Source organism: Mycolicibacterium sp. TUM20985 (assembly GCF_030295745.1).
Classification (GTDB): Bacteria; Actinomycetota; Actinomycetes; order Mycobacteriales; family Mycobacteriaceae; genus Mycobacterium.
Genome location: NZ_AP027291.1, coordinates 2,736,119 through 2,758,358, shown reverse-complemented (window position 1 = coordinate 2,758,358; position 22,240 = coordinate 2,736,119). Strand labels below are relative to the sequence as shown.

Genomic DNA, 22,240 nt, shown 5'->3' with positions numbered 1-22,240 from the left:
GAAGTTACTCCGCCAGCTTCGCACCGCGAGGTCAGACGGGAACGGGCTCAGGCTCCTGACCCAGATCGCTCAGCTGCCACTCGCCGCCACCGAGGAGGCGCAGTTCCTGATCGTGGTGCTGCTCGACGGTCTTGCGGTGGCTGACGCTGACCAGGATGGTGTCGGGCAGTTCGGTCCGGACGAGCCGGTACAGCGTCATCTCCAGGCCCTCGTCCAGCGCCGACGTCGACTCGTCGAGGAACACGGCCTTCGGCTTGGTCAGCAGGATGCGCGCGAACGCGATCCGCTGCTGCTCACCCGGGGAGAGCACCTTGGCCCAGTCCTGAACCTCGTCGAGCCGATCATGCAGGTGGGGCAGCGCAACCCGTTCCAGCACGTCGTGCAACTCGGAGTCCTGGAGCTGGCCCTCCTCGCACGGGTAGGACACCACCGCCCTCAGATCACCCAGCGGCACGTAGGGCAGCTGCGAGAGGAACATCGTCTCGTTGGGTCCACACGGCCGGGTCAGCGTGCCGGAGGTGAACGGCCACAACTCGGCGAGGCTGCGCAGCAGCGTCGTCTTCCCGCTGCCCGACTTGCCGGTGATGACCAGGGTGTCGCCGATCCCGAGGTGCAGGTCCAGCGGGTTGACGAGTTGGCGGCCGTCGGGGGTGCGGACTTCGACGTCGTCGAGCTGGACCGTGCCGTCCACGCAGGCCGCCGTCGTCACCGAGGGCAACGCCCGGCCCTCCTCGTTGGCGATGACCAGCCCGTGCAGACGGATGATCGCGGCGCGGTACCCCGCGAACTGGTCATAGGCGTTACGGAAGAACGACAATCCGTCCTGGATGCTGCCGAACGCCGACGCCGTCTGCGTCATGTCGCCGAGCTTGATCTCCCCGGCGAAGAACCGCGGGAACTGCAGGACGTAGGGCAGCGGCACGATGATCTGGCTCAGCGACAGGTTCCATCCGTAGAACCCGATCATTCGGTTGATGTAGCGCTTGTAGTTGTCGAGGACGCGCGCGAAACGCTGTCGGAGACCGGTGCGCTCGGCGATCTCACCCCGATAGAAGGCGACTGCCTCCGACGCCTCCCTCAGGCGCACCAGCGCGTAACGGAACGCGGCGTTGTACTTCTCGTTGTCGAAGGCGAACCAGATGATCGGCTTGCCGATCCAGAACGCGATGACCGAGGCGAAGACCACATACCCGAGGCCGATCCAGAACATCGCCCGCGGGAGGGTGACGCCGAACAGCGTCAGCGGACCCGACAGATTCCAAAGGATGGCGGTGAACGAGATCATCGTCACGATCGAGCTCACCGCGCCGAACAGCAGCGTCGACCCGGTGGTGTTGTTCGGGTTGTTGGGCGTGGGACCCACGCCCGTGGTGAAGATGTCGATGTCGTACTGGATGCGCTGGTCGGGGTTGTCGATCGTGTCGTCGATGAAGCGGGCGCGGTAGTAGGCCTTGCCGTCGAGCCAGTCCCCGGTCAGCCGGTCGGTCAGCCAGGCGCGCCACCGCAGCATGAACCGCTGCATCAAGAACAGATCCAGCATGATCCGCGCCACGTAGATGATGGCCATGATGCTGAACACGATGATCGACAGCCAGAAGCCGTCGCGGCCGGACTCCTTGATGGTGTCGTCGCCGCCGCCGACGCCCGCGGCGATCACCTGGAAGCTGGTCAGCATGTCGTTGCTCTGATAGCTGAACAGCACGGTCAGCCGGACGCCAATGATCACCGACAGCAGCAACCCCGCCAGCCAGGTCCAGACCAGGATGCTCGAGCGGCCACTGAAGTACGCGCCGGTGACCTTCCAGAATTGCCGACCCCAGTTGGTGAAGCGGCCGAGCAACACCAGGACGATGAGGGTCGCGACCGCGGTATAGGCCCACCACCGGATGATCCACCACAGCGACGTCAACCACTCGGCGCTCCAGTCCAGCGTCGGGGTGAACATTTCCATTCCGGCAAGGTACCCCGGGTGGCTGATGGCAGCCGTTCAGAGGGCGGATATGCGATCGCGTCGGCACCGGGCGCCGCGTAGCGAATCGAAGGTCTTCCCACCGCCGCTGGTTCGGTACCGATTCCGCCTGGCGAGCGTGCGCGTTCTCCCATTCTTGCCCGGCGTGTCGCCCGCAGACGCGCACGCTCGCGGGGGGAGGGGGGCCGCGTACCGTGAACGGGTGCCAAAGATTGCCTCGAAGAACAAGGACCGCACCTCCGGTCGTTTGAGCAACCGGTTCTGGAAGCTGCTCGGCGCCAGTACCGACAAGGACCAGGCCCAGTCGATGGACTCGGTGCGCGCCTCGGCGGAATACGACGACAAGGCGGCGGGCCTCGACGACGAGCAGCTGCGCAAGGCCGCCAAACTGCTCAACCTCGACGAGCTCGCCGAATCGAGTGACATCCCGCAGTTCCTGGCCATCGCGCGCGAAGCCTCCGAACGCGCAACCACGTTGCGGCCCTTCGACGTTCAGCTCCTCGGCGCCCTTCGGATGCTGGCGGGCGACGTCGTCGAGATGGCGACCGGCGAGGGCAAGACACTGGCCGGCGCCATCGCCGCCGCGGGGTACGCGATCGCCGGCCGTAGCGTCCACGTCATCTCGGTCAACGACTACCTGGCGCGACGCGACGCCGAGTGGATGGGCCCGCTGCTGGAGGCGATGGGCCTGACGGTCGGGTGGATCACCGCGGAGTCCACCGCCGACGAGCGCCGCGCCGCCTACGCCTGCGACGTCACCTACGCGTCGGTCAACGAGATCGGCTTCGACGTCCTGCGCGATCAGCTGGTGACCGACGTCGGCGACCTGGTGTCACCCGACCCCGACGTCGCACTGATCGACGAGGCCGACTCCGTGCTCGTCGACGAAGCGCTGGTCCCGCTGGTGCTGGCCGGTACCACCCACCGCGAGCAACCGCGGCTGGAGATCATCCGGATGGTCGGCGAGCTGGTAAGCGGCAAGGACTATGAAGCCGATGCCGACCGCCGCAACGTGCACCTCACCGACACGGGCGCCCGCAAGCTGGAGAAGGCGCTCGGCGGCGTCGACATCTACTCCGAGGAGAACGTCAGCACCACGCTGACCGAGATCAACGTCGCCCTGCACGCCCACGTCCTCCTGCAGCGCGACGTGCACTACATCGTCCGCGACAGCCGGGTGCAGCTGATCAATGCGTCCCGGGGGCGCATCGCCCAACTGCAGCGCTGGCCCGACGGGCTGCAGGCCGCGGTCGAGGCCAAGGAGGGCATCGAGACCACCGAGACCGGTGAGGTGCTCGACACCATCACCGTCCAGGCGCTGATCAATCGCTACCCGACGGTGTGCGGGATGACCGGCACGGCGTTGGCCGCCGGCGAGCAGCTGCGACAGTTCTACAAGCTCGGGGTGTCACCGATCCCGCCGAACACGCCAAACATCCGCGAGGACGACGCCGACCGTGTCTACATCACTGCCGCGGCCAAGATCGACGCCGTCATCGACCACATCAAGACCATCCACGCGACCGGTCAGCCGATCCTCGTCGGCACCCGCGACGTCGCCGAGTCCGAGGAACTGCACGAGCGGCTCGTCAAGGCGGGGGTGCCCGCCGTGGTCCTCAATGCCAAGAACGACGAGGAGGAGGCCCGCGTCATCGCCGAGGCGGGCCAGCTCAACACCGTGACCGTGTCGACCCAGATCGCCGGCCGCGGTACCGACATCCGACTGGGCGGGTCCGACGAGGCGGGCCATGATGAGGTCGCCGAGCTCGGCGGGCTGCACGTCATCGGCACGGGCCGCCATCACACCGAGCGGCTGGACAACCAGTTGCGCGGGCGCGCCGGCCGCCAGGGTGACCCCGGCTCGTCGGTGTTCTTCGCCAGCTGGGAGGACGACGTCGTCCTCTCGCATCTCGACCCGGAGAAGCTCCCGACGGGCACCGACCTGGAGAGCGGAGACGGCCGCATCCTCGATCCAAAGGCCGCCCAGCTGCTCGAGCACGCCCAGCGCATCGCCGAGGGCAGGCTGCTCGACGTGCACGCCAACACCTGGCGCTACAACCAACTGGTCGCCCAGCAGCGGGCGATCCTGGTGGAGCGACGAAACACCTTGCTGCGCACCGCAACCGCCCGCCAGGAGCTGGAGGAACGGTCGCCGGAGCGCTACGAGGAACTCGCCAAGGAGATCGACGAGGAGCGGCTGGAGAAGGTGTGCCGCCAGATCATGCTCTACCACCTGGATCGCGGCTGGGCCGACCATCAGGCCTATCTGTCGGACATTCGCGAGAGCATTCACCTGCGGGCCCTGGGCAGGCAGAACCCCCTCGACGAATTCCACCGGCTGGCCGTGGACGCCTTCGGCTCGTTGGCGGCCGACGCCATCGAAGCCGCCCAGCAGACCTTCGAGACCGCCAACGTGGTCGACGACGAGCAGGGACTGGACCTGTCGAAGCTGGCCAGGCCCACCTCGACGTGGACGTACATGATTCACGACAACCCGCTGGCCGATGACGCCATGTCTGGCCTGAGCCTGCCGGGAGTGTTCCGCTAGGTTCACTGCATGGACGCTCCCGAGGGCTGGAGTGACGCGGCCGGGGAATTGACCTCCGATCGGGTGTTGACCATTCCGAACGCGCTCAGCGTGTTGCGGCTGATCCTGGTGCCCGTGTTCATCTACCTGCTGGCCGTCGACGCGAACGCCATCGCCGTCGCGGTGCTGATGTTCAGCGGGTTCTCCGACTGGGCGGACGGCAAGATCGCGCGCCTGGTCGACAATCAGTCGTCGCGGCTCGGGGCCCTGCTCGACCCGGCCGTCGACCGCATCTACATGATCGTCGTGCCGATTGCGATGGCGGTGTACGGCATCGTGCCCTGGTGGATCGTGATCGTGCTGGTCGCGCGCGACGCGATCCTCGCGCTCACCCTGCCCGTGCTGCGCAGTCGGGGCTTGACCGCGCTGCCCGTCACCTACCTCGGCAAGGCGGCGACGTTCGCGTTGATGTCGGCCTTCCCGCTGGTCCTCCTCGGCCAGTGGGAGGCGTTGTGGAGTCGGGTGATCCTCGCGGTCGGCTGGGCGTTCCTCGGCTGGGGGATGGCCATGTATCTGTGGTCGGGCGTGCTGTATCTCCTGCAGGCCACCATGGTGGTCCGTCAGATGCCACGGGTGGCGGCGGGCAGCCAGGGGAATGGCTGACGCCGAGCGCGCGCTCGGCGGCTACAGCCCGGACGCCGGACGCCACGCACACGAAGCGGGTGCGCCGACCCTGATCCCGGTGCCGTCGCTGCTGCGCTCGTTGCTGTCCGAGCACCTCGATCCCGGCTATGCCGCGGCCGCGCAGCGGCGCGAGTCCGGTCAGTCCCGCGGCAGGGCCGCGAACTGGGGGTGGCAGCTCCTGGCGGGATCGTTGGTGACCACGGTGTTCGCCGCCGCTGCCGCCCAGGCGCAATCCGTCGCGCCGGCCACCCAGGAGACCAGACAGGTGCTCGCCGGGGGGGTGCGCAACGCCGAACGGGCGACGACCGACGCAACCGCTCGCCGCGACGCGCTGGCCGATCAGGTCGAGGCGGAACGACGCCGTCGGCTCGCCGGTGACCAGCAGGGACGCCAGCTGCTCGCCAATCTCGACGGTGCCGAGTTCGCCGCTGCCGCCACCGCCGTCCACGGCCCTGGGCTGACCGTCACGGTCACCGAACCCACCGCCGCGCGCGACCTGAGCGACGTATCGAAGCAACGCGTGGCGGGCAGCCCCCAGGTCATCCTCGACCGCGATCTGCAACTCGTCGTCAACTCGCTGTGGGTCAGTGGCGCCGAGGCGATCGCGGTCGGCGGCGTGCGCATCGGACCCAACGTGACGGTGCGGCAGGCGGGGGGCGGCCTGCTGGTCGACAACCAGCCGATCAGCAACCCGTACGTGGTGCTGGCCGTCGGCCCGCCGCACGGAATGCACGACACCTTCGACCAGAGTCCCGCTCTCGCGCGCCTGAGGCTGCTCGAGTCGTCGTACGGGGTCGGCCTCAACGTCAGCGAGGCCGAGGACGTGGTGCTGCCCGCCGGCTCGGTGCGAGACGTCAACTTCGCCAAGCAGATTGGGCCATGATGCGGGTGCGCGTGATCGGAGACAGATGGTCGGAATAGCTGCACTCGTCGTCGGCATCGTCCTCGGCCTGGTGTTTCACCCGAGCGTTCCCGAGGTGATCCAGCCGTACCTGCCGATCGCGGTGGTCGCGGCGCTGGACGCGGTGTTCGGCGGGCTGCGGGCGTACCTGGAGCGGATCTTCGACTCGAAGGTGTTCGTGGTGTCGTTCGTGTTCAACGTGCTCGTCGCCACGCTCATCGTCTTCGTCGGCGACCAGCTCGGCGTGGGCACCCAGCTCTCGACCGCGATCATCGTCGTGCTCGGCATCAGGATCTTCGGCAACGCCGCCGCCCTGCGGCGCAGGCTGTTCGGCGCGTGAGACATGACTGAACCCGAACCCGAAACCGGCCACGGCCGACACGAGCGGCCCGACGGCGCGGCGGAGGCACCCCGGCGGGGCCGGACCCAGATCGCCTTCGGCGCGCTCGCGGTCGTGCTGTGCGCCGTCCTCGGGGTGGCGATCGTCACCCAGGCGCGGCAGACCGATTCCGGCGACTCGCTGGAGACTGCCCGGCCGGCTGACCTCTTGGTGCTGCTGGACTCCCTGCAGCAGCGCGAGGCCGCGCTCAACACCGAAGTCGCCGACCTGCAGCGCACCCTCGAAGCGCTGCAGTCCTCGGGGAGCAACGACCAGGCCGCCGTGGAGAGTGCCCAGTCCCGGCTGGCCGCCCTGTCGATCTTGATCGGGACGGTGGCGGCGACCGGTCCCGGCGTGACGATCACCATCGACGACGTCGCGCCGGGCGTGTCTCCCGAGACGATGCTGGACGTCGTCAACGAACTGCGCGCGGCGGGTGCGGAGGCCATGCAGATATCCGGTCCCGGCGGATCCGTCGTCCGCGTCGGGGTCGACACCTGGATCGTCGGGTCACCCGGTGCGCTGGTCGTCGATGCCACCACGCTGGCACCGCCCTATTCCATTATCGCCATTGGTGATCCGGCGACCCTGGCCGCGGCGATGAACATTCCCGGCGGCGCCGTCGACAGCGTCGAACGCGTCGGCGGCACGATGTCGGTGCAACAGGCGGACGTCGTGAACGTGACCGCCTTGCGGCAACCGAAACCACGCCAATACGCTCAGCCAGTCAAGTGAGCACGACATCCGGTATCCGGGTGGAGAACGCCGAGCCCGAGAAGAAGGAGCCCAGTGAGCCAGATTCCGTCCGACCTCTACTACACCGAGGACCACGAGTGGGTGCGTCGGACCGGTGACGACACCGTGCGCGTTGGTATCACCGACTACGCGCAGGCGGCCCTCGGCGACGTCGTGTTCGTCGAATTGCCCGACGTTGACGCCGACGTCACTGCCGGTGGCGAGTTCGGCACGGTCGAGTCGACGAAGTCGAACTCCGATCTCTTCGCGCCGATCACCGCGAAAGTCGTTGCCGTCAACGGCGAAGTGACCGACTCCCCGGAGTTGGTCAACTCGGACCCGTACGGTGCCGGTTGGCTCATCGACCTGCAGATCGACGCCGCGGCGTTGACCGAAGCCCTCGACGGCCTGCTCGACGCCGACGCGTACGGTGCCACCCTCGACGAATGAGAATTCCGGCGTTGATCCGGTAGTGCCTGACACAGCGACCACCGCCGCGCGGTACGGTCGACACGAGATGCATGACGGCCGGCGTCATCCCTCTTGGATGTCTCGAGCGGGAGCCGGCGCGCCTGCCCACCATTGCCACAGCAGCCAGTGAGGAGCACCGGGTGACGGAGAACGACACCAGTTCGGGAGCTGATCAGTCCGAAGAAGTCACGGTCGAGACCACCTCGGTCTTCCGATCGGATTTCCTCAACGAGTTGGACGCACCGCCCGCAACGAGCGGCGACAACGCGGTATCGGGAGTCGAAGGCCTACCGGCCGGTTCGGCACTTCTCGTCGTCAAGCGCGGTCCGAACGCCGGCTCGAGGTTCCTGCTCGACCAGGCGAGGACTTCGGCCGGTCGGCACCCAGACAGCGACATCTTCCTCGATGACGTCACCGTCAGCCGCAGGCATGCGGAGTTCCGCCTCGAAGGTCCTGAGTTCCAGGTCGTCGACGTCGGCAGCCTCAACGGCACGTACGTCAACCGCGAGCCCGTGGATTCGGCGGTGCTCGCCAATGGCGACGAGGTCCAGATCGGCAAGTTCCGGTTGGTCTTCCTCACGGGCCCGAAGGGTGACGAAGGCGGTACCAGCAACTGATGACCGCCCCCGACACCCCAGCGTTCGCCGGGATGTCGATCGGAGCGGTCCTGGACTCGCTGCGACCCGACTTTCCGGACGTGACCATCTCCAAGATCCGCTTCCTGGAAGCTGAAGGACTGGTCACGCCCCAGCGCTCGGGCTCGGGTTACCGGCGGTTCACCGCCTATGACTGTGCGCGACTTCGCTTCATCCTGACCGCGCAGCGCGATCACTACCTGCCGTTGAAGGTCATCAAGGCCCAGCTCGACGCGCAACTCGACGGGGCATTGCCCATCACCGGAACCGGTTACGGCGTACCGAAACTGGTTCAAGTGTCCGGCGACGGCGCCCCCCACGACACCGCGGCGGTGGCCCCCGCACAGATCAGGCTGAGCCGGGAGGATCTGCTGGCCCGTTCCGGGGTGGACGAGGAACTGCTCGGCGCCCTCATCAAGGCGGGCGTCATCAGAACCGGACCGGGCGGGTTCTTCGACGAGCACTCCGTCGTGATCGCGCAGTGCGCCAAGGCACTAGCCGACTACGGCGTCGAACCGCGGCATCTGCGGGCGTTCCGGTCGGCGGCGGACCGGCAGTCCGACCTGATCGCTCAGATAGCCGGGCCGGTGGTGAAGGCGGGCGCTCGCGACCGCGCCGACGACCTCGCGCGGGAAGTCGCCGCCCTCGCCATTACGTTGCACACGTCGCTGATCAAGTCCGCCGTGCGCGACGTTCTCGATCGCTGAGGATTAGACTCACCAGGAACGGCTTGCGGCGCGGAGGGCAGACACAGATGGGCGAGGTTCGTGTGATCGGCATTCGCGTGGAACAGCCTCAGAACCAGCCGGTTCTGTTGCTGCGAGAGTCCAACGGCGATCGCTACCTGCCGATTTGGATCGGTCAGTTCGAAGCGCAGGCGATCGCCCTCGAACAGCAGGGCGTCGAGCCTGCGCGCCCACTGACCCACGACTTGATCCAGGATCTCATTACCGCCCTTGGCCATTCACTCAAGGAAGTGCGGATCGTCGACCTGCAGGAGGGCACGTTCTACGCCGACCTGGTCTTCGATCGCGACATCAAGGTCTCGGCGCGCCCCTCGGACTCGGTGGCCATCGCCATGCGCGTGGGTGTTCCCATCTACGTCGAAGAGGCCGTGCTGGCCGAGGCCGGGTTGCTGATTCCCGACGAGTCCGACGAGGAGACCACCGGGGCGGTCCGTGAGGACGAGGTCGAGAAGTTCAAGGAGTTCTTGGATTCGGTGTCACCCGACGACTTCAAGGCCACCTGAGATTCCCATAGTCACGGATGCGTCTCACGCACTCGACACGCGGGGACGGTTTCGGCGATCCACGTGGTGGGCAGCCATACTTTGATCGTTACGAGAAGCAGTGAGTGCCGGGCGGAAAGCGTATGCTCGTCATACTCGACAGCTCGGAGCAAACGTGTTGGGTCGTCGTTGACGGCTGCGGGGCACGGATCCAGTTCGATCGGCGAGAGGATGGGCAGTGGGCGACACGCCACGTCAGGAGCAGTTGGACCTCACCTCCAGCGGCACGCCGGAGCGGGCGGTCTCAGCAGCCCCTAGCGAACCCGTCCAGGCGGGCTTGTTCCCCGACAACTCGGTTCCGGACGAATTGGTGGGTTATCGCGGCCCCAGCGCCTGCCAGATCGCGGGTATCACGTACCGCCAGCTGGACTACTGGGCGCGGACGTCGCTGGTGGTTCCCTCGATCCGCGGCGCGGCGGGGTCGGGTAGTCAGCGGCTCTACTCGTTCAAGGACATCCTCGTCCTCAAGATCGTGAAAAGGCTTCTGGATACCGGCATCTCGCTGCACAACATTCGGGTCGCCGTCGATCACCTGCGCCAGCGCGGCGTCAAGGACCTGGCGAACATCACGTTGTTCTCCGACGGCACCACCGTGTACGAGTGCACCTCGGCCGAAGAGGTCGTCGACCTCCTGCAGGGCGGCCAGGGCGTCTTCGGCATCGCCGTATCCGGCGCGATGCGTGAGCTCACCGGTGCCATCGCGGACTTCCCCGGCGAGCGGGCCGACGGCGGGGAGTCCATCGCCAGCCCGGAGGACGAACTCGCGTCACGTCGCAAGACCCGCGACCGCAAGATCGGCTAACTCCGGCCCGTCGCCGGGTGAGCCCCCTTCCGGGCCCTCCGGTAGACTCGACACCGCATCGCCCCCGCGCGGGAGAGTTCCGTGGCCGCCAGCCACGGACGCCGAAGGAGCAACACCTCTCCGTCAACCTCTCAGGCACCAGGACCGCGCGGAGCCACGATGCCTCTGGAAAGTGGCGTTATCTTGCCCGCCCATGGGGAAAGGCTCCGCCGGCAGCGACCGGACGCCGAATCTCTCAGGCGCCCGTTACGGGTCGACGACAGAGGGAGAGGACCGCTAGCGGTTCCGCGCTCTGAGAGGTCCTCCCTTGTCCGGTGCTCCGTCCCATCCCAGCAATGAACATCACCAGCCCCGGTTCGCCGACCGGCACATCGGACCGGACGCCGACGCCGTCGCGACCATGCTCGAGGTCATCGGCGTGGAATCACTCGGTGAGCTAGCCGAAAAGGCTTTGCCCACGGGCATTCTCGACGCCATCACGGTCGACGGTGTGGCCCCCGGACTGGACCAGCTGCCGCCGCCGGCGTCCGAGGAGCAGTCGTTGGCCGAATTGCGGGCGATGGCCGACGCGAACACCGTCGCGGTCTCGATGATCGGACAGGGCTACTTCGACACGCTGACGCCGGCCGTGCTGAAGCGCAACATCCTCGAGAACCCGGCCTGGTACACCGCCTACACGCCCTACCAGCCGGAGATCAGCCAGGGCAGGCTCGAGGCCCTGCTCAACTTTCAGACGATGGTGGAGGAACTGACGGGCCTCGAGGTGGCCAACGCCTCCATGCTCGACGAGGGCACCGCCGCCGCCGAGGCCATGACGTTGATGCACCGCGCGGTGAAGGGATCGGCCAGCACCCTGCTCGTCGACAGCGACGTCTACCGCCAGACCGCTGCGCTGCTCGCCACCCGCGCCGCACCGCTCGGCATCGACATCGTCACCGCCGACCTGCGCCAAGGGCTTCCCGACGGCGACTTCTTCGGCGTCATCGTCCAGCTGCCCGGTGCCAGCGGATGCGTCAATGATTGGAGCCACCTGGTCCAGCAGGCCCACGACCGCGGCGCGCTCGTCGCGGTCGGTGCCGACCTGCTGGCCCTGACGCTGATCACCCCGCCGGGAGAGATCGGCGCCGACGTGGCCTTCGGCACCACCCAACGATTCGGCGTGCCAATGGGATTCGGCGGGCCGCATGCGGGCTACCTGGCGGTGCACACCAAGCACGCACGTCAGCTACCGGGTCGTCTGGTGGGGGTCTCGGTGGACTCCGACGGCTCACTGGCGTACCGGCTCGCGCTGCAGACCCGCGAACAGCACATCCGCCGCGACAAGGCCACCAGCAACATCTGCACGGCGCAGGTGCTTTTGGCGGTGATGGCCGCCATGTACGCCAGCTATCACGGCGCCGACGGACTGACCGCCATCGCCCACCGGGTGCACGGCAATGCGGTCGGCATCGCGATGGGGCTCACCGATGCAGGTGTCGAGGTGGTGCACGACGCGTTCTTCGACACCGTGCTGGCCCGCGTGCCCGGCCGCGCCGAGGAGATCCGCGCCGCCGCCAAGACCCGCGGCATCAACGTGTGGCTGGTCGACGCCGACCACGTCTCGGTTGCCTGCGACGAGGCCACCACCGCCACCCACGTCGAGGACATCCTCGCCGCGTTCGGCGCCACCCGCGGCGGCCAGCACTGGGCCGGCCCCGAAATCGCCACGCGCACTTCGTCTTTCCTCACCCATCCGGCATTCACCAAGTACCGCACCGAGACCGAGATGATGCGCTATCTGCGCTCGCTCGCCGACAAGGACATCGCGCTGGATCGCAGCATGATCCCGCTGGGGTCGTGCACGATGAAGCTCAACGCCGCCGCCGAGATGGAGCCCATCACCTGGCCGGAGTTCGCCCGTCAGCACCCGTTCGGCCCCGCCTCGGACACCCCGGGCCTGCGCAAGCTGATCGCCGACCTCGAGGGCTGGCTGACCCAGATCACCGGCTACGACGCGGTCTCCCTGCAGCCCAACGCCGGCTCGCAGGGGGAGTACGCGGGCCTGCTGGCGATCCAGGCCTACCACCTCAGCCGCGGAGACGCGCAACGCAACATCTGCCTCATCCCGTCGAGCGCGCACGGCACCAACGCGGCGTCGGCGGCGCTGGCCGGCATGCGCGTCGTCGTCGTCGCCTGCAGGCAGAACGGTGACGTCGACCTCGACGACCTCCGCGCCAAGATCGTCGAACACGGCGACGCCGTGGCCGCGCTGATGATCACCTATCCGTCGACCCACGGCGTCTTCGAACACGACGTCGAGGACATCTGCGCGGCCGTGCACGACATCGGCGGTCAGGTGTACGTCGACGGCGCCAACCTGAACGCCCTCGTCGGCCTGGCCCGACCCGGCCGATTCGGTGGCGACGTCAGCCACCTGAACCTGCACAAGACGTTCTGCATCCCGCACGGTGGCGGCGGACCCGGCGTCGGACCGGTCGCGGTGCGCAGCCATCTCGCCCCCTACCTGCCAGGGCACCCGATGGCCGACGAGCTCACCGACACCTACACCGTGTCGGCCGCGCCCTACGGATCGGCGTCCGTCTTGCCGATCACGTGGGCCTACATTCGCATGATGGGCGCCCCCGGCCTGCGGGCCGCGACCCTCACCGCGATCGCCTCGGCGAACTACGTCGCCCGCCGTCTCGACGAGTACTACCCGGTGCTCTACACCGGCGAGAACGGCATGGTGGCCCACGAGTGCATCCTCGATCTGCGCACCATCACCAAGACCACCGGCGTGACGGTCGACGACGTTGCAAAGCGGTTGGCGGACTACGGTTTCCACGCCCCGACGATGAGCTTCCCCGTCGCAGGCACGCTGATGGTCGAACCGACCGAGAGCGAGAGCCTGGCGGAGGTGGACGCGTTCTGCCAGGCCATGATCGCGATCCGCGCCGAGATCGACGAAGTGGCCTCCGGACGGTGGTCGGTGGAGGACAACCCGCTACGCGGCGCCCCGCACACGGCCGAGTGCCTCCTCGTCGAGGACTGGAACCACCCGTACACCCGCGAGCAGGCGGCCTACCCGCTGGGCAAGGGCGTCAGGCCCAAGGTGTGGCCGCCGGTGCGTCGCATCGACAGCGCCTACGGTGACCGCAATCTGGTCTGCTCCTGCCCGCCGGTGGAGGCGTTCGCCTAACCTTGGGGCCGTGTCGTCCTCGCTGCCGCGTAGCGTTCGGGATTGGCTCGACGGGGGACACTTCGTCGAGAGGGGCCCGGGTTCGGTGTTCGTCCGCGGCGCGACGGGCACTGGCCCGACGGTGCTCCTGCTGCACGGCTACCCGTCGAGTTCCTATGACTACCGCGAGGTCGTCCAGCACCTGGGTGACCGCGCCTGGCTGACGATGGACTTCCTCGGCTTCGGGCTCTCGGAGAAACCGCGCCCGCACCGCTACAGCCTCTTCGAACAGGCCGACCTGGTGGAGTCGGTGGTCACCGCCGAGGTGTCTGGTCCCGTCGTCCTGATCGCCCACGACATGGGCACCTCGGTCGCCACGGAGCTTCTGGCGCGAGACATCGAGGGCCGCTTGGGTTTCGACCTCCGCGCGGCGGTGCTCACCAACGGTAGCGTGATCCTGGAGCGGGCGTCGCTACGGCCAGCGCAGAAGTTGCTGCGCGGCCCGCTGGGACCCGCCGCGGCCCGGCTGACCAACCGGCGGACGTTCACCAAGGGATTCGGCGAGCTGTTCAGCGCCGGGCACCCGCTCTCGGCGGAGGAGGCCGACGCCCAGTGGGCATTGCTGGCGCACCGCGGGGGCAATCGCATCGCGCACCTGCTGATCTCCTATCTCGACGAGCGGGTACGCCACGCGGCGCGGTGGCACGGCGCCGTACGGGACTGGTCGAAACCGCTCAGCTTCCTGTGGGCGCTCGACGATCCCGTCGCCACGGTCAACGTGCTCGACGGTCTGCGGGAGTTGCGGCCAGCCGCCGACGTCGTCGAGCTGGACGGCGTCGGTCACTATCCCCAGGTCGAGGTGCCCGCCGACTTCACCGGGCACGCGCTGCGGCTGCTCGGCAATTAGCCGAGCGCGGTCGTCAACGCCGTCGTGAGCTCCGGGCCCGCCGAAGTGGCGAGGTTCTGATAGTTCCCACCGGTCGCCTGAGCCACCGCTTCCCAGCTGCTCCGGTCGGGGTCGCCGCCGAAGTCGATCACGTCGACCGCGACCGGCCGCGCCTGGTTGAAGTTCTGCCGGATGAAGTCCTGCAGGCCGGCGCCGTCGAGCGACTGGTCGGTGTGCGGGCCCGCCGTGATGACGAGCACCGAATTGGGTTGTCTCTCGCGGAAGTTCGCGACGGCGTCCGGGTACATCAACCGCAGCGTGGTGAAGGACACCGCACCGCCGTTGCTGGGCGTCTGACCGTTCAGGTTGGCGGTGAGTACGGCCGAGCGCGGCTCCCCAGCCACCTGGTCGGCGAGCGGTCCCATGGGTACCTCGGACCGACCGGCCACGCCGTCGAACGTCCACAGGCCGACCGCCGAACTCGGCGGCAGCGCCTGCAGGCGTGCGGTCAGCGCAGCGGTGACGTTGGCCAGCCTGGACTTGCCACCCTCGTCGGGCGTCATCGACTGGTCGAGCAGCACGGTGACGGCGGGACTCTGAGCGGGGGTGCTGACGAGGTTGGCGAGCGTGGCACGCATGCCGCCGTCGCCCACCGACAGCGGGGCACTCAGCGAGGCGAAGTCGATGACGTCACTCTGCGGCATGGTGGTGCCCTCGGCGCGGAAGCCGGCTTCGGACAGGCTCGCCAGCGCTTCGGGATTGCGCAGGAAGCGAGCGAATTCGCTTGCGGCGCTGATCTGTTCCTGACTCAGCCAGTCACCCGAGAGCAGGACCGTCGGGTAGTCGGCGGTGGCGGTCGGCCCCGGCGGCAGCCACGCGGCGAGCTGCCCCTTGGCGTCAGGCTGGTTTCCCCGCTGGAAGATCTGTTGCTCGGTGGCAACCACGGCGTGGACGTCCGCGGAAGCGGGGTCACGCGCCTCGATCAGCGCATCCATCGCCGTGGCCGAGGCATCGTCGGCGAGTTTGGGCTGCCCTGCCATCAAGCTGGCGATGGCGTTGGCACCCGACGTCGGCGGCTGACCCCGTGGTGCTGCCGCGGATGCGACGGCCTCGGCGGCCAGATACGTGGCGTCACTGTCACCGGCGAGCGGCAGGGCCAACCGCAGGGATCCCCACCCGGGCAGGTCCACCCCGTCCAGCGATGCGGGGTTGTTCTGCAGTGCAGGGAGCGTGCCCCAGTTCTGCTGAGCGAGGGCATCCTTCAGCTGCGGGCGCACCGCGAGCAGCACCGGGGAGGTGACCAGGGAGCGACTGTCACTCACCGTCTTCTCACCGGTTGCGGCCTCGAGGCGGGCCTCGGAGATCGAACTGCCGGGAATCCACAGCGCCGGGCGCTCGCCCAGATCGCCTCGCCACGGCCCGACGAAACCGTTGATCACCTGATCGGATTCGGCTGACTTCACGCCGACCTTCACGCACTTGTCCCCGACCGGGTCCGCCGACTCGTTGTACTTGTCCGCCAGAGGCGTGATGCTTCCGGCAATCGCCGGGTCCACGATCACCGCGACAGCGACCTCGCCGGCCACACACCGGGCCGCACCGGCCTGTGAACGTTGCGACAGGGCATCGCCGAAGAAGCGCCAGGCGATGACCGCACCGACCACGACGACGACGGTGACCAACGCGATGATGACCCCCACGCTGACCCCGCGCCTCTGGGGCACGATGGCCCGGTGGCTGCCCGTCCACTCGCTGCTCTCCCAGTCGCGACGGTTGGGGGGCGAAGCCGACGACGCGAAGGCCTGCGTTTCTGGTTCCGGCTGCTCGAGATAGGAGAAGTCGTACCCGGCGTCCGCGCCCGGGGCGGGCTGCCATTCGTCGTGCTCGGCGGCGAAACCCCCGTCTGCGTAGTCGACGTCTTCGTAGTCGTCGTCTTCGTAGTCGTCGTAGTCGTCGTCGAATTGGTCTGCCGCGCCGGAGTATTCAGGCGACGGCCGTTCGCCCGGACCGGATGCGCTGACCTCTCCCTCGTCCGGGGTGTCCTCGGGGTCGGGAATGCTGTGCCTACCCATCCCTGAAACCCCTGTACTCGTCGCTGGTGTTGATGATTCTCCGAAGGTGGCGTGTCACGCGGCCCCGCCGAAGTCTAGCCACGGTTGGCGTGGCGGGCCTTGAACTCCCGGCGGCGCCGGTGCAGGATCGGCTCGGTATAGCCGTTGGGCTGCTCGGTGCCGGACAGGATGAGCTCCTGGGCCGCCTCGAAGGCGATGCTGGCTTCCGGGTCGGGCGCCATCGGCAGGTAGTCGGGGTCCTCGGCGTTCTGCTCGTCGACCACCGTGGCCATCCGACGCAGGCTCTTCTTGACGTCCTCTTCGGTGATCACGCCGTGCCGCAACCAGTTGGCCAGCAACTGACTCGAGATGCGGAGGGTGGCTCGATCCTCCATCAGCGCCACGTCGTGAATGTCGGGCACCTTGGAGCAGCCGACGCCCGCGTCGATCCACCGCACCACGTACCCGAGGATCGACTGACAGTTGTTGTCGACTTCCTCGCGGATCTCGGCAGGCTCCCACGCGAGTTCCTTGGCCAGCGGGATCGTCAGCAGCTCGTCGATCGTGGTTCTGGACTTTCCCGCCAGCTCCTTCTGCACCTCGAACACGTCCACCTGGTGGTAGTGCATCGCGTGCAGGGTCGCACCGGTCGGCGACGGCACCCACGCGGTCGTGGCTCCTGCCTTGGGCTGGCCGATCTTCTGCTCGACCATGTCGGCCATCAGCTCGGTCATGGCCCACATGCCCTTACCGATCTGCGCCTTGCCCGACAAGCCTGCGGCCAGGCCGATGTCGACGTTGGCGTCCTCGTAGGCCTTGATCCACGGCTGGCTCTTCATCGCGCCCTTTCGGATCATCGGACCCGCCTCCATGGAGGTGTGGATCTCGTCGCCGGTGCGATCCAGGAAACCGGTGTTGATGAACACGACGCGGTCGGCGGCGGCCTTGATGCACGCCTTGAGGTTCAGCGTCGTGCGCCGCTCCTCGTCCATGATGCCGACCTTCATGGTGGCCTGCGGCAGACCGAGCACGTCCTCGACGCGGCTGAACAGCTCGCAGGTGAACGCGACCTCGGCGGGTCCGTGCATCTTCGGCTTGACGATGTAGATCGAACCGGTGCGGCTATTGAGCAGTGCACCGTTCTCGGAGCCAGCCTTCAAACCGTGCATGGCGATCAACCCGGTGAACAGCGCATCCTGAATGCCCTCCGGCACCTCGTCGCCATTCGCGTCCGTGATGGCGTCGTTGGTCATCAGGTGCCCGACGTTGCGGGTGAAGAGCAGGCTTCGGCCGGGCAGCGTCAGTTCGCCGCCGTCTGGCCGGGTGAAGATGCGGTCCTCGTTGAGCACCCGGGTGAACGTCTTGTCACCCTTGTGGACCTCTTCGGTCAGGTCGCCACGGTTGAGGCCGAGCCAGTTGCGGTAGCCGAGCACCTTGTCGTCGGCGTCGACGGCGGCCACGGAGTCCTCGAAGTCCATGATCGTGGTGATCGCGGATTCCAGCACGACGTCCTTGATGCCCGCCTCGTCGGTCGCGCCGACGGGGGATTCGGGGTCGATGAGGACTTCGATGTGCAGGCCATTGTTGACGAGCAGCACCGACCAGGCCGGCGAGCCGAGGTCGCCGGTGTAGCCGACGAACTTGTCCGGGCTGGCCAAGGTGACCGACGAGCGCTCGCGCGAGGAGTCATCGGCTGCCGACGAGCCGTCGGCGAGGGCTACCCGTAGCGTGCCGTCGTCGACGCTCAACCCGGTCGCGTCCGCCCAGGATCCCGTCTCCAGCGGCACTGATTCGTCGAGGAACGTGCGCGCGTAGGCGATGACCGCGTCACCGCGCACCCGGTTGTAGCCGCCGCCGCCCTTCTCGGCGCCGTCGGTTTCGGGGATGACGTCGGTGCCGTAGAGCGCGTCGTACAGCGAGCCCCAACGGGCGTTGGACGCGTTGAGGGCAAAGCGGGCGTTGAGCACCGGAACGACCAACTGGGGTCCGGCGGTGCTGGTGATCTCGGCGTCGACGCCCGAGGTGGTGATGGAGAAGTCCGCTGGCTCGGGCTCGAGATACCCGATCGCGGTGAGGAACTCCTGGTACTCGGTCGCGTCGAAGGGTCCGATGACGCGCTGCCGATGCCACTTGTCGATCTGCGCCTGCAACTCGTCCCGGCGGGCCAGCAGATCCTGGTTCTGCGGCGCCAGATCGGTGACGACCTTGTCCACGCCCGCCCAGAAGCTGTCGGCGTCCAAGCCGGTGCCCGGCAGCGCCTCATTGGTGATGAAGTCGTGCAGCACACGTGCCACGCGCAGGTTTCCGACGGTCACGCGATCTGTCATGAGGTTCCCTCTCTGAAGCGTCGATCCAGCTTACCCGTGGGTAATAGCGGGCCGATTGGGCTGTGTGGCCGCGGCGAGCAACGCGTCGCAGCGGGTCAGCAGGGCCGCCCGCAGCGGTGCGGCGCGCTCCGCGATCTCGCGTTGGCATCGGACGTACTCGGTGCGGCCCGCGGCGTCCTCGATCGCGATGGGCGCGATCCCGAAGGACAGCAGGTCATACGGGCTGGCGCGCATGTCGAGGATCCGCGCGTCGGCCGCGAGGTCCAGACAGTCCATCAGCAACTCCGACGGCACCAGCGCACCGAGCTTGTATCCCCATTTGTACAAGTCCATGTTGGCGTGCACGCACCCCGGCTGTTCGCTGACGAGCTGCGACTGGCGGCTCAACGAATCGGCGTTGCGCGGCGCGGCCGGTCCGGTGAAGAAGCGGTAGGCGTCGAAGTGGCTGCAGCGCAACGGCGTCGCCTCGACCACCGCATCGGTGCCCGACGCGCCGAGTCGCAGGGGGACCCGATCGTGCCGCACCTCGTCGGCGCGATAGACCATCGCCCACTCGTGCAGGCCGAAGCAGTTCAGCCGTGCCGGCCGACTAGCGGTGGCCCGCAACAGGTCCGCGATGAACTGGACCGTGTCGAGGCGGCTGTGTAGGTACGCCGGGCCGACCGCGATGGTCGAGCCTCGGCGGTCGTAACCGGCGCGGTCGGCGAACCGCTCCGCCGCAGCGCCCGTGAGCGCGACGCCGAACCCGGGGTGCCAGCGGCGCAACTGTCGCGGACGCAGGCTGTAGTAGGTGAACAGGAAGTCCCACACCGGATGTGCTTCGCCGCGCTGGGCGCGGGCCCGGTGTGGCCCGAGAAAGTCCTCGGCCCGGTCGACGTGCCGGCGCTCGCGCGCGATCCAGTCGGCTTCGTCGAGCTCGACGACCGACTCAGACACGGTGCGTTCCGTCGCGCACCGTCCCCACCAGATCCTCGACGAGGTCTTCCAGCGCCACGACGGCAGTGACCTGATCGCCGGTGGTGACCAGCGCCAGGTGGCTGTTGTCCCGCCGCAGCCGGGTCAGCGCGTCGGGGACCGGTAGCGATGACGGCAACCGCGGCAGCGCGCGCACGCTGGATGCGTCGAGCACGGCATCGGGGTCGTTCATCAGCGAGAGCACGTCCTTGATGTGCAGATACCCGAGATAGGCGCCCGTGTGGTCGGTGACGGGGAAGCGCGAGTAGCCCGTGTCGACCAGCGCGCGTTCGATCGCGCCGACCGTCGGGCCCAGGCCGGGTCCGGCGACCGGCACCGCCCGGATGTCGCCGAGCGGTATCGCCACGTCGGCGACGACGTGCGTACGCACCTGCAGGGCACGGGTGAGCCTGCCGTGTTCTTCGGGATCGAGCAGACCCTCGGACAGCGATTCGGCGATCATCTCCGACAGCTCGACGGTAGACACCGTCACGTCGAGTTCGTCCTTGGGTTCGACCCCGAAAGAACGCAGTGTCGTGTTGGCGCACCAGTTGTAGAACGCGATGAACGGCTTGGCCAGCCGCATGTAGACCAGGTACGGCGGTATCAGCAGCATCGCGGTGGACTCGGGTCCGGCGATGGCGATGTTCTTCGGCACCATCTCGCCGAGCAGCACGTGCAGAGTGACCACGACGCCGAGGGCGATGATGAACGACACGGTGTGCAGCACCGAGTCCGGGATGCCGACGGCGCCGAACGGCACCTCCAGGAGGTGGGCCACCGCTGGCTCGCCGACCCGACCGAGCAGGATCGAGCAGATCGTGATGCCGAGCTGGGCGCCGGCGAGCATCAGGGACAGCCGCTCACCCGCCCTGATGACCGTGACGGCGCTCTTCTTGCCCTGTTCGGCCAGTGCTTCCAGGCGGTCGCGGCGAGCCGAGATCAACGCGAACTCCGATCCCACGAAGAAGGCGTTGAGGGCGAGCAACAGCACGGTCAGCAGCACGCCGAAGACGTCGGAGCTCACTGTCCCTTCTTCCTTTCCGACCGGTCCGACTCTTCCGACTTCCCCGGTTTACCGCGGCGACCCAGTTCGGACAGCTCGAGCAGATCGATGCGTCGCCCGTCCATCTGGATGACCGTGGCCTGCCAGTGCACGGGATCGTCGACCGGGCCGTCCGGATCGAACTCGGTGAGCTCGACGGTCTCGCCCGGCTCGGGAATGTGACCCAATTCCTGAAGGATCAGACCGCCGATCGTCTCGTATTCGCCCTCCGGCGGCCGGAACGGGGTCTCGGTCTCGACCTCGTCGATGCGCAGCAGCCCGGAGATCCGCCAGCCGTTGCGCACCTCGACGACGTCCGGGGTGGCGTCATCGTGCTCATCGCGGACGTCACCGACGATCTCCTCGATGAGGTCCTCGACGGTGACCATGCCGGCCGTGCCGCCGTACTCGTCGACCACCAGCGCGGTCTGCAGGCCGTTGGCGCGGATCTGCGCCATCACGGCATCCCCGTCGAGGCTGGACGGCACGGTGGCCACGGGTAGGGCGATCACCGACAGCCGGGTGTTCGCGCGGTCGGCGACCGGCACCGTGAACACCTGCTTGACGTGCACGATGCCCACCGTCTCGTCGAGGTCGCCGTCGACGATGGGGAAGCGGGAGAAGCCCGTCTCCATCGCCTTGAGGACCAGGTCTGCGACGGTGTCGTCGACGTGCAGGGCTTCGATCTTCGACCGTGGCGTCATGAGCTCCTCGGCCGACCGCTCACCGAACTGCAGCGAACGGTCGACGAGATCCGCCGTGCTCGCATCCAGCGAACCGCTGCGCTTGGAGGTCCGTACCAGCGACACCAGCTCCTGCGGTGAGCGCGCGGATCTCAGCTCCTCGGCGGGTTCGATCCCGACCCGGCGCAGAATCCAGTTGGCGGTGCCGTTGGTGACCTTGATGGCCGGGGTGAGCAGCCGGGAGAACCACCATTGCAGTGGGGCGGCCCACCGGGCGGTCGGCGCCGGTTTGGCGACGGCCAGGTTCTTGGGCACCAGCTCCCCGAAGATCATCGAGATCGACGTGGCGATCAACAGCGCCAACGCCAGCGCGACACCGTCGATCATGGTCTCGGGCAGCCGAACTGCCTGCAGCGGCGGGCGCAACAGGGTCGCGACGACGGGTTCGGCCAGGTAACCGGTGGCCAGCGTGGTGATCGAGATGCCGAGCTGCGCCCCCGACAGCTGGAAGGACAGCGACTTGTGCGCCTTCTGGACGTACGCGTCACGCCAGCCGCCATTCTTGGCATTGGTGTCGACCGTGCTGCGTTCCAGAGCGGTGAGGGAGAACTCCGCGGCGACGAACAGCGCCGTCCCGGCGGTCAGCAGCAAGAAGGCGATAAGACTGAGAACCAGGCTCATGAGAGCCTCGCGCAACGGGCGCCGGGCACTAGGCCCGGCTGCCTACTGGAGGGTTCGGCGTCGGA

Annotated in this window: 18 protein-coding genes and 2 riboswitches; of the genes, 12 read left to right on the top strand and 6 right to left on the bottom strand. The window is 67.9% G+C overall.

Features of this window, described 5'->3' with window-relative positions:
* Window positions 1-31: 31 nt before the first annotated feature.
* Window positions 32-1,951: an ABC transporter ATP-binding protein/permease gene (locus QUE68_RS13565; protein ID WP_284226636.1), complete on the bottom strand. Its 1,920-nt coding sequence runs from the start codon at window positions 1,949-1,951 to the stop codon at window positions 32-34.
* A gap of 229 nt (window positions 1,952-2,180) precedes the next feature.
* Here QUE68_RS13565 and secA2 point away from each other — a divergent pair, with 229 nt between their 5' ends.
* The 12 genes from secA2 to QUE68_RS13505 all read left to right on the top strand — a co-directional run bounded on the left by secA2 (window position 2,181) and on the right by QUE68_RS13505 (window position 14,455).
* Window positions 2,181-4,517: an accessory Sec system translocase SecA2 gene (gene secA2, locus QUE68_RS13560; RefSeq protein WP_284230926.1), complete on the top strand. Its 2,337-nt coding sequence runs from the start codon at window positions 2,181-2,183 to the stop codon at window positions 4,515-4,517.
* A 9-nt stretch (window positions 4,518-4,526) separates the two neighbouring features.
* Window positions 4,527-5,159, top strand: a complete 633-nt coding sequence (locus QUE68_RS13555; protein ID WP_284236071.1) for a CDP-alcohol phosphatidyltransferase family protein — start codon at window positions 4,527-4,529, stop codon at window positions 5,157-5,159.
* Complete coding sequence (locus tag QUE68_RS13550; protein WP_284236072.1) at window positions 5,152-6,063, top strand: DUF881 domain-containing protein; 912 nt, start codon at window positions 5,152-5,154, stop codon at window positions 6,061-6,063. The genes QUE68_RS13555 and QUE68_RS13550 overlap by 8 nt, the downstream gene beginning before the upstream one ends.
* A 25-nt stretch (window positions 6,064-6,088) precedes the next feature.
* The gene (locus tag QUE68_RS13545) at window positions 6,089-6,421 is read left to right on the top strand and encodes a small basic family protein (protein ID WP_284226631.1); all 333 of its coding nucleotides are present in this window, start codon (window positions 6,089-6,091) and stop codon (window positions 6,419-6,421) included.
* A 3-nt stretch (window positions 6,422-6,424) separates the two neighbouring features.
* Window positions 6,425-7,195 (top strand): DUF881 domain-containing protein, encoded by a 771-nt coding sequence (locus tag QUE68_RS13540; RefSeq protein WP_284236073.1) that lies wholly within the window; start codon window positions 6,425-6,427, stop codon window positions 7,193-7,195.
* Window positions 7,196-7,249: 54 nt separating this feature from the next.
* Entirely contained in the window at window positions 7,250-7,645 is a 396-nt protein-coding gene (gcvH, locus tag QUE68_RS13535) for a glycine cleavage system protein GcvH (protein ID WP_284226628.1), read from the top strand.
* A gap of 161 nt (window positions 7,646-7,806) precedes the next feature.
* Window positions 7,807-8,283 carry a glycogen accumulation regulator GarA gene (garA, locus tag QUE68_RS13530; RefSeq protein ID WP_284226627.1) on the top strand — a complete coding sequence of 159 codons (477 nt, stop codon included), beginning with the start codon at window positions 7,807-7,809 and terminating at the stop codon, window positions 8,281-8,283.
* The gene (ftsR, locus tag QUE68_RS13525; protein WP_284226626.1) at window positions 8,283-9,008 is read left to right on the top strand and encodes a transcriptional regulator FtsR; all 726 of its coding nucleotides are present in this window, start codon (window positions 8,283-8,285) and stop codon (window positions 9,006-9,008) included. The genes garA and ftsR overlap by 1 nt, the downstream gene beginning before the upstream one ends.
* Before the next feature lie 47 nt (window positions 9,009-9,055).
* Complete coding sequence (locus QUE68_RS13520; RefSeq protein WP_284226624.1) at window positions 9,056-9,550, top strand: bifunctional nuclease family protein; 495 nt, start codon at window positions 9,056-9,058, stop codon at window positions 9,548-9,550.
* A gap of 217 nt (window positions 9,551-9,767) precedes the next feature.
* The gene (locus tag QUE68_RS13515) at window positions 9,768-10,391 is read left to right on the top strand and encodes a MerR family transcriptional regulator (protein WP_284226623.1); all 624 of its coding nucleotides are present in this window, start codon (window positions 9,768-9,770) and stop codon (window positions 10,389-10,391) included.
* 59 nt (window positions 10,392-10,450) lie between these two features.
* Window positions 10,451-10,548: riboswitch (glycine riboswitch) on the top strand.
* Window positions 10,549-10,664: riboswitch (glycine riboswitch) on the top strand.
* 34 nt (window positions 10,665-10,698) lie between these two features.
* Entirely contained in the window at window positions 10,699-13,569 is a 2,871-nt protein-coding gene (gcvP, locus tag QUE68_RS13510) for an aminomethyl-transferring glycine dehydrogenase (RefSeq protein ID WP_284236074.1), read from the top strand.
* Between the two features lie 10 nt (window positions 13,570-13,579).
* On the top strand, window positions 13,580-14,455 hold the full coding sequence (locus tag QUE68_RS13505; RefSeq protein ID WP_284236075.1) for an alpha/beta fold hydrolase: 876 nt from the start codon (window positions 13,580-13,582) through the stop codon (window positions 14,453-14,455).
* On the opposite strand, the gene QUE68_RS13500 is transcribed toward QUE68_RS13505, so the two are convergent.
* From QUE68_RS13500 to QUE68_RS13480, 5 genes are all read right to left on the bottom strand, one after another.
* Entirely contained in the window at window positions 14,452-16,506 is a 2,055-nt protein-coding gene (locus QUE68_RS13500) for a substrate-binding domain-containing protein (RefSeq protein ID WP_284236076.1), read from the bottom strand. The genes QUE68_RS13505 and QUE68_RS13500 overlap by 4 nt on opposite strands.
* Window positions 16,507-16,580: 74 nt before the next feature.
* A complete protein-coding gene (locus QUE68_RS13495; RefSeq protein WP_284226616.1) occupies window positions 16,581-18,812 on the bottom strand; it encodes a malate synthase G in 2,232 nt (743 codons plus the stop codon).
* Between the two features lie 30 nt (window positions 18,813-18,842).
* Entirely contained in the window at window positions 18,843-19,748 is a 906-nt protein-coding gene (locus tag QUE68_RS13490; RefSeq protein ID WP_284226615.1) for a 3-methyladenine DNA glycosylase, read from the bottom strand.
* A complete protein-coding gene (locus tag QUE68_RS13485) occupies window positions 19,741-20,793 on the bottom strand; it encodes a hemolysin family protein (RefSeq protein WP_284226614.1) in 1,053 nt (350 codons plus the stop codon). The genes QUE68_RS13490 and QUE68_RS13485 overlap by 8 nt, the downstream gene beginning before the upstream one ends.
* Window positions 20,790-22,175 carry a hemolysin family protein gene (locus QUE68_RS13480; protein ID WP_284226613.1) on the bottom strand — a complete coding sequence of 462 codons (1,386 nt, stop codon included), beginning with the start codon at window positions 22,173-22,175 and terminating at the stop codon, window positions 20,790-20,792. Before QUE68_RS13480 ends, QUE68_RS13485 begins: the two co-directional genes overlap by 4 nt.
* Window positions 22,176-22,240 lie beyond the last annotated feature (65 nt).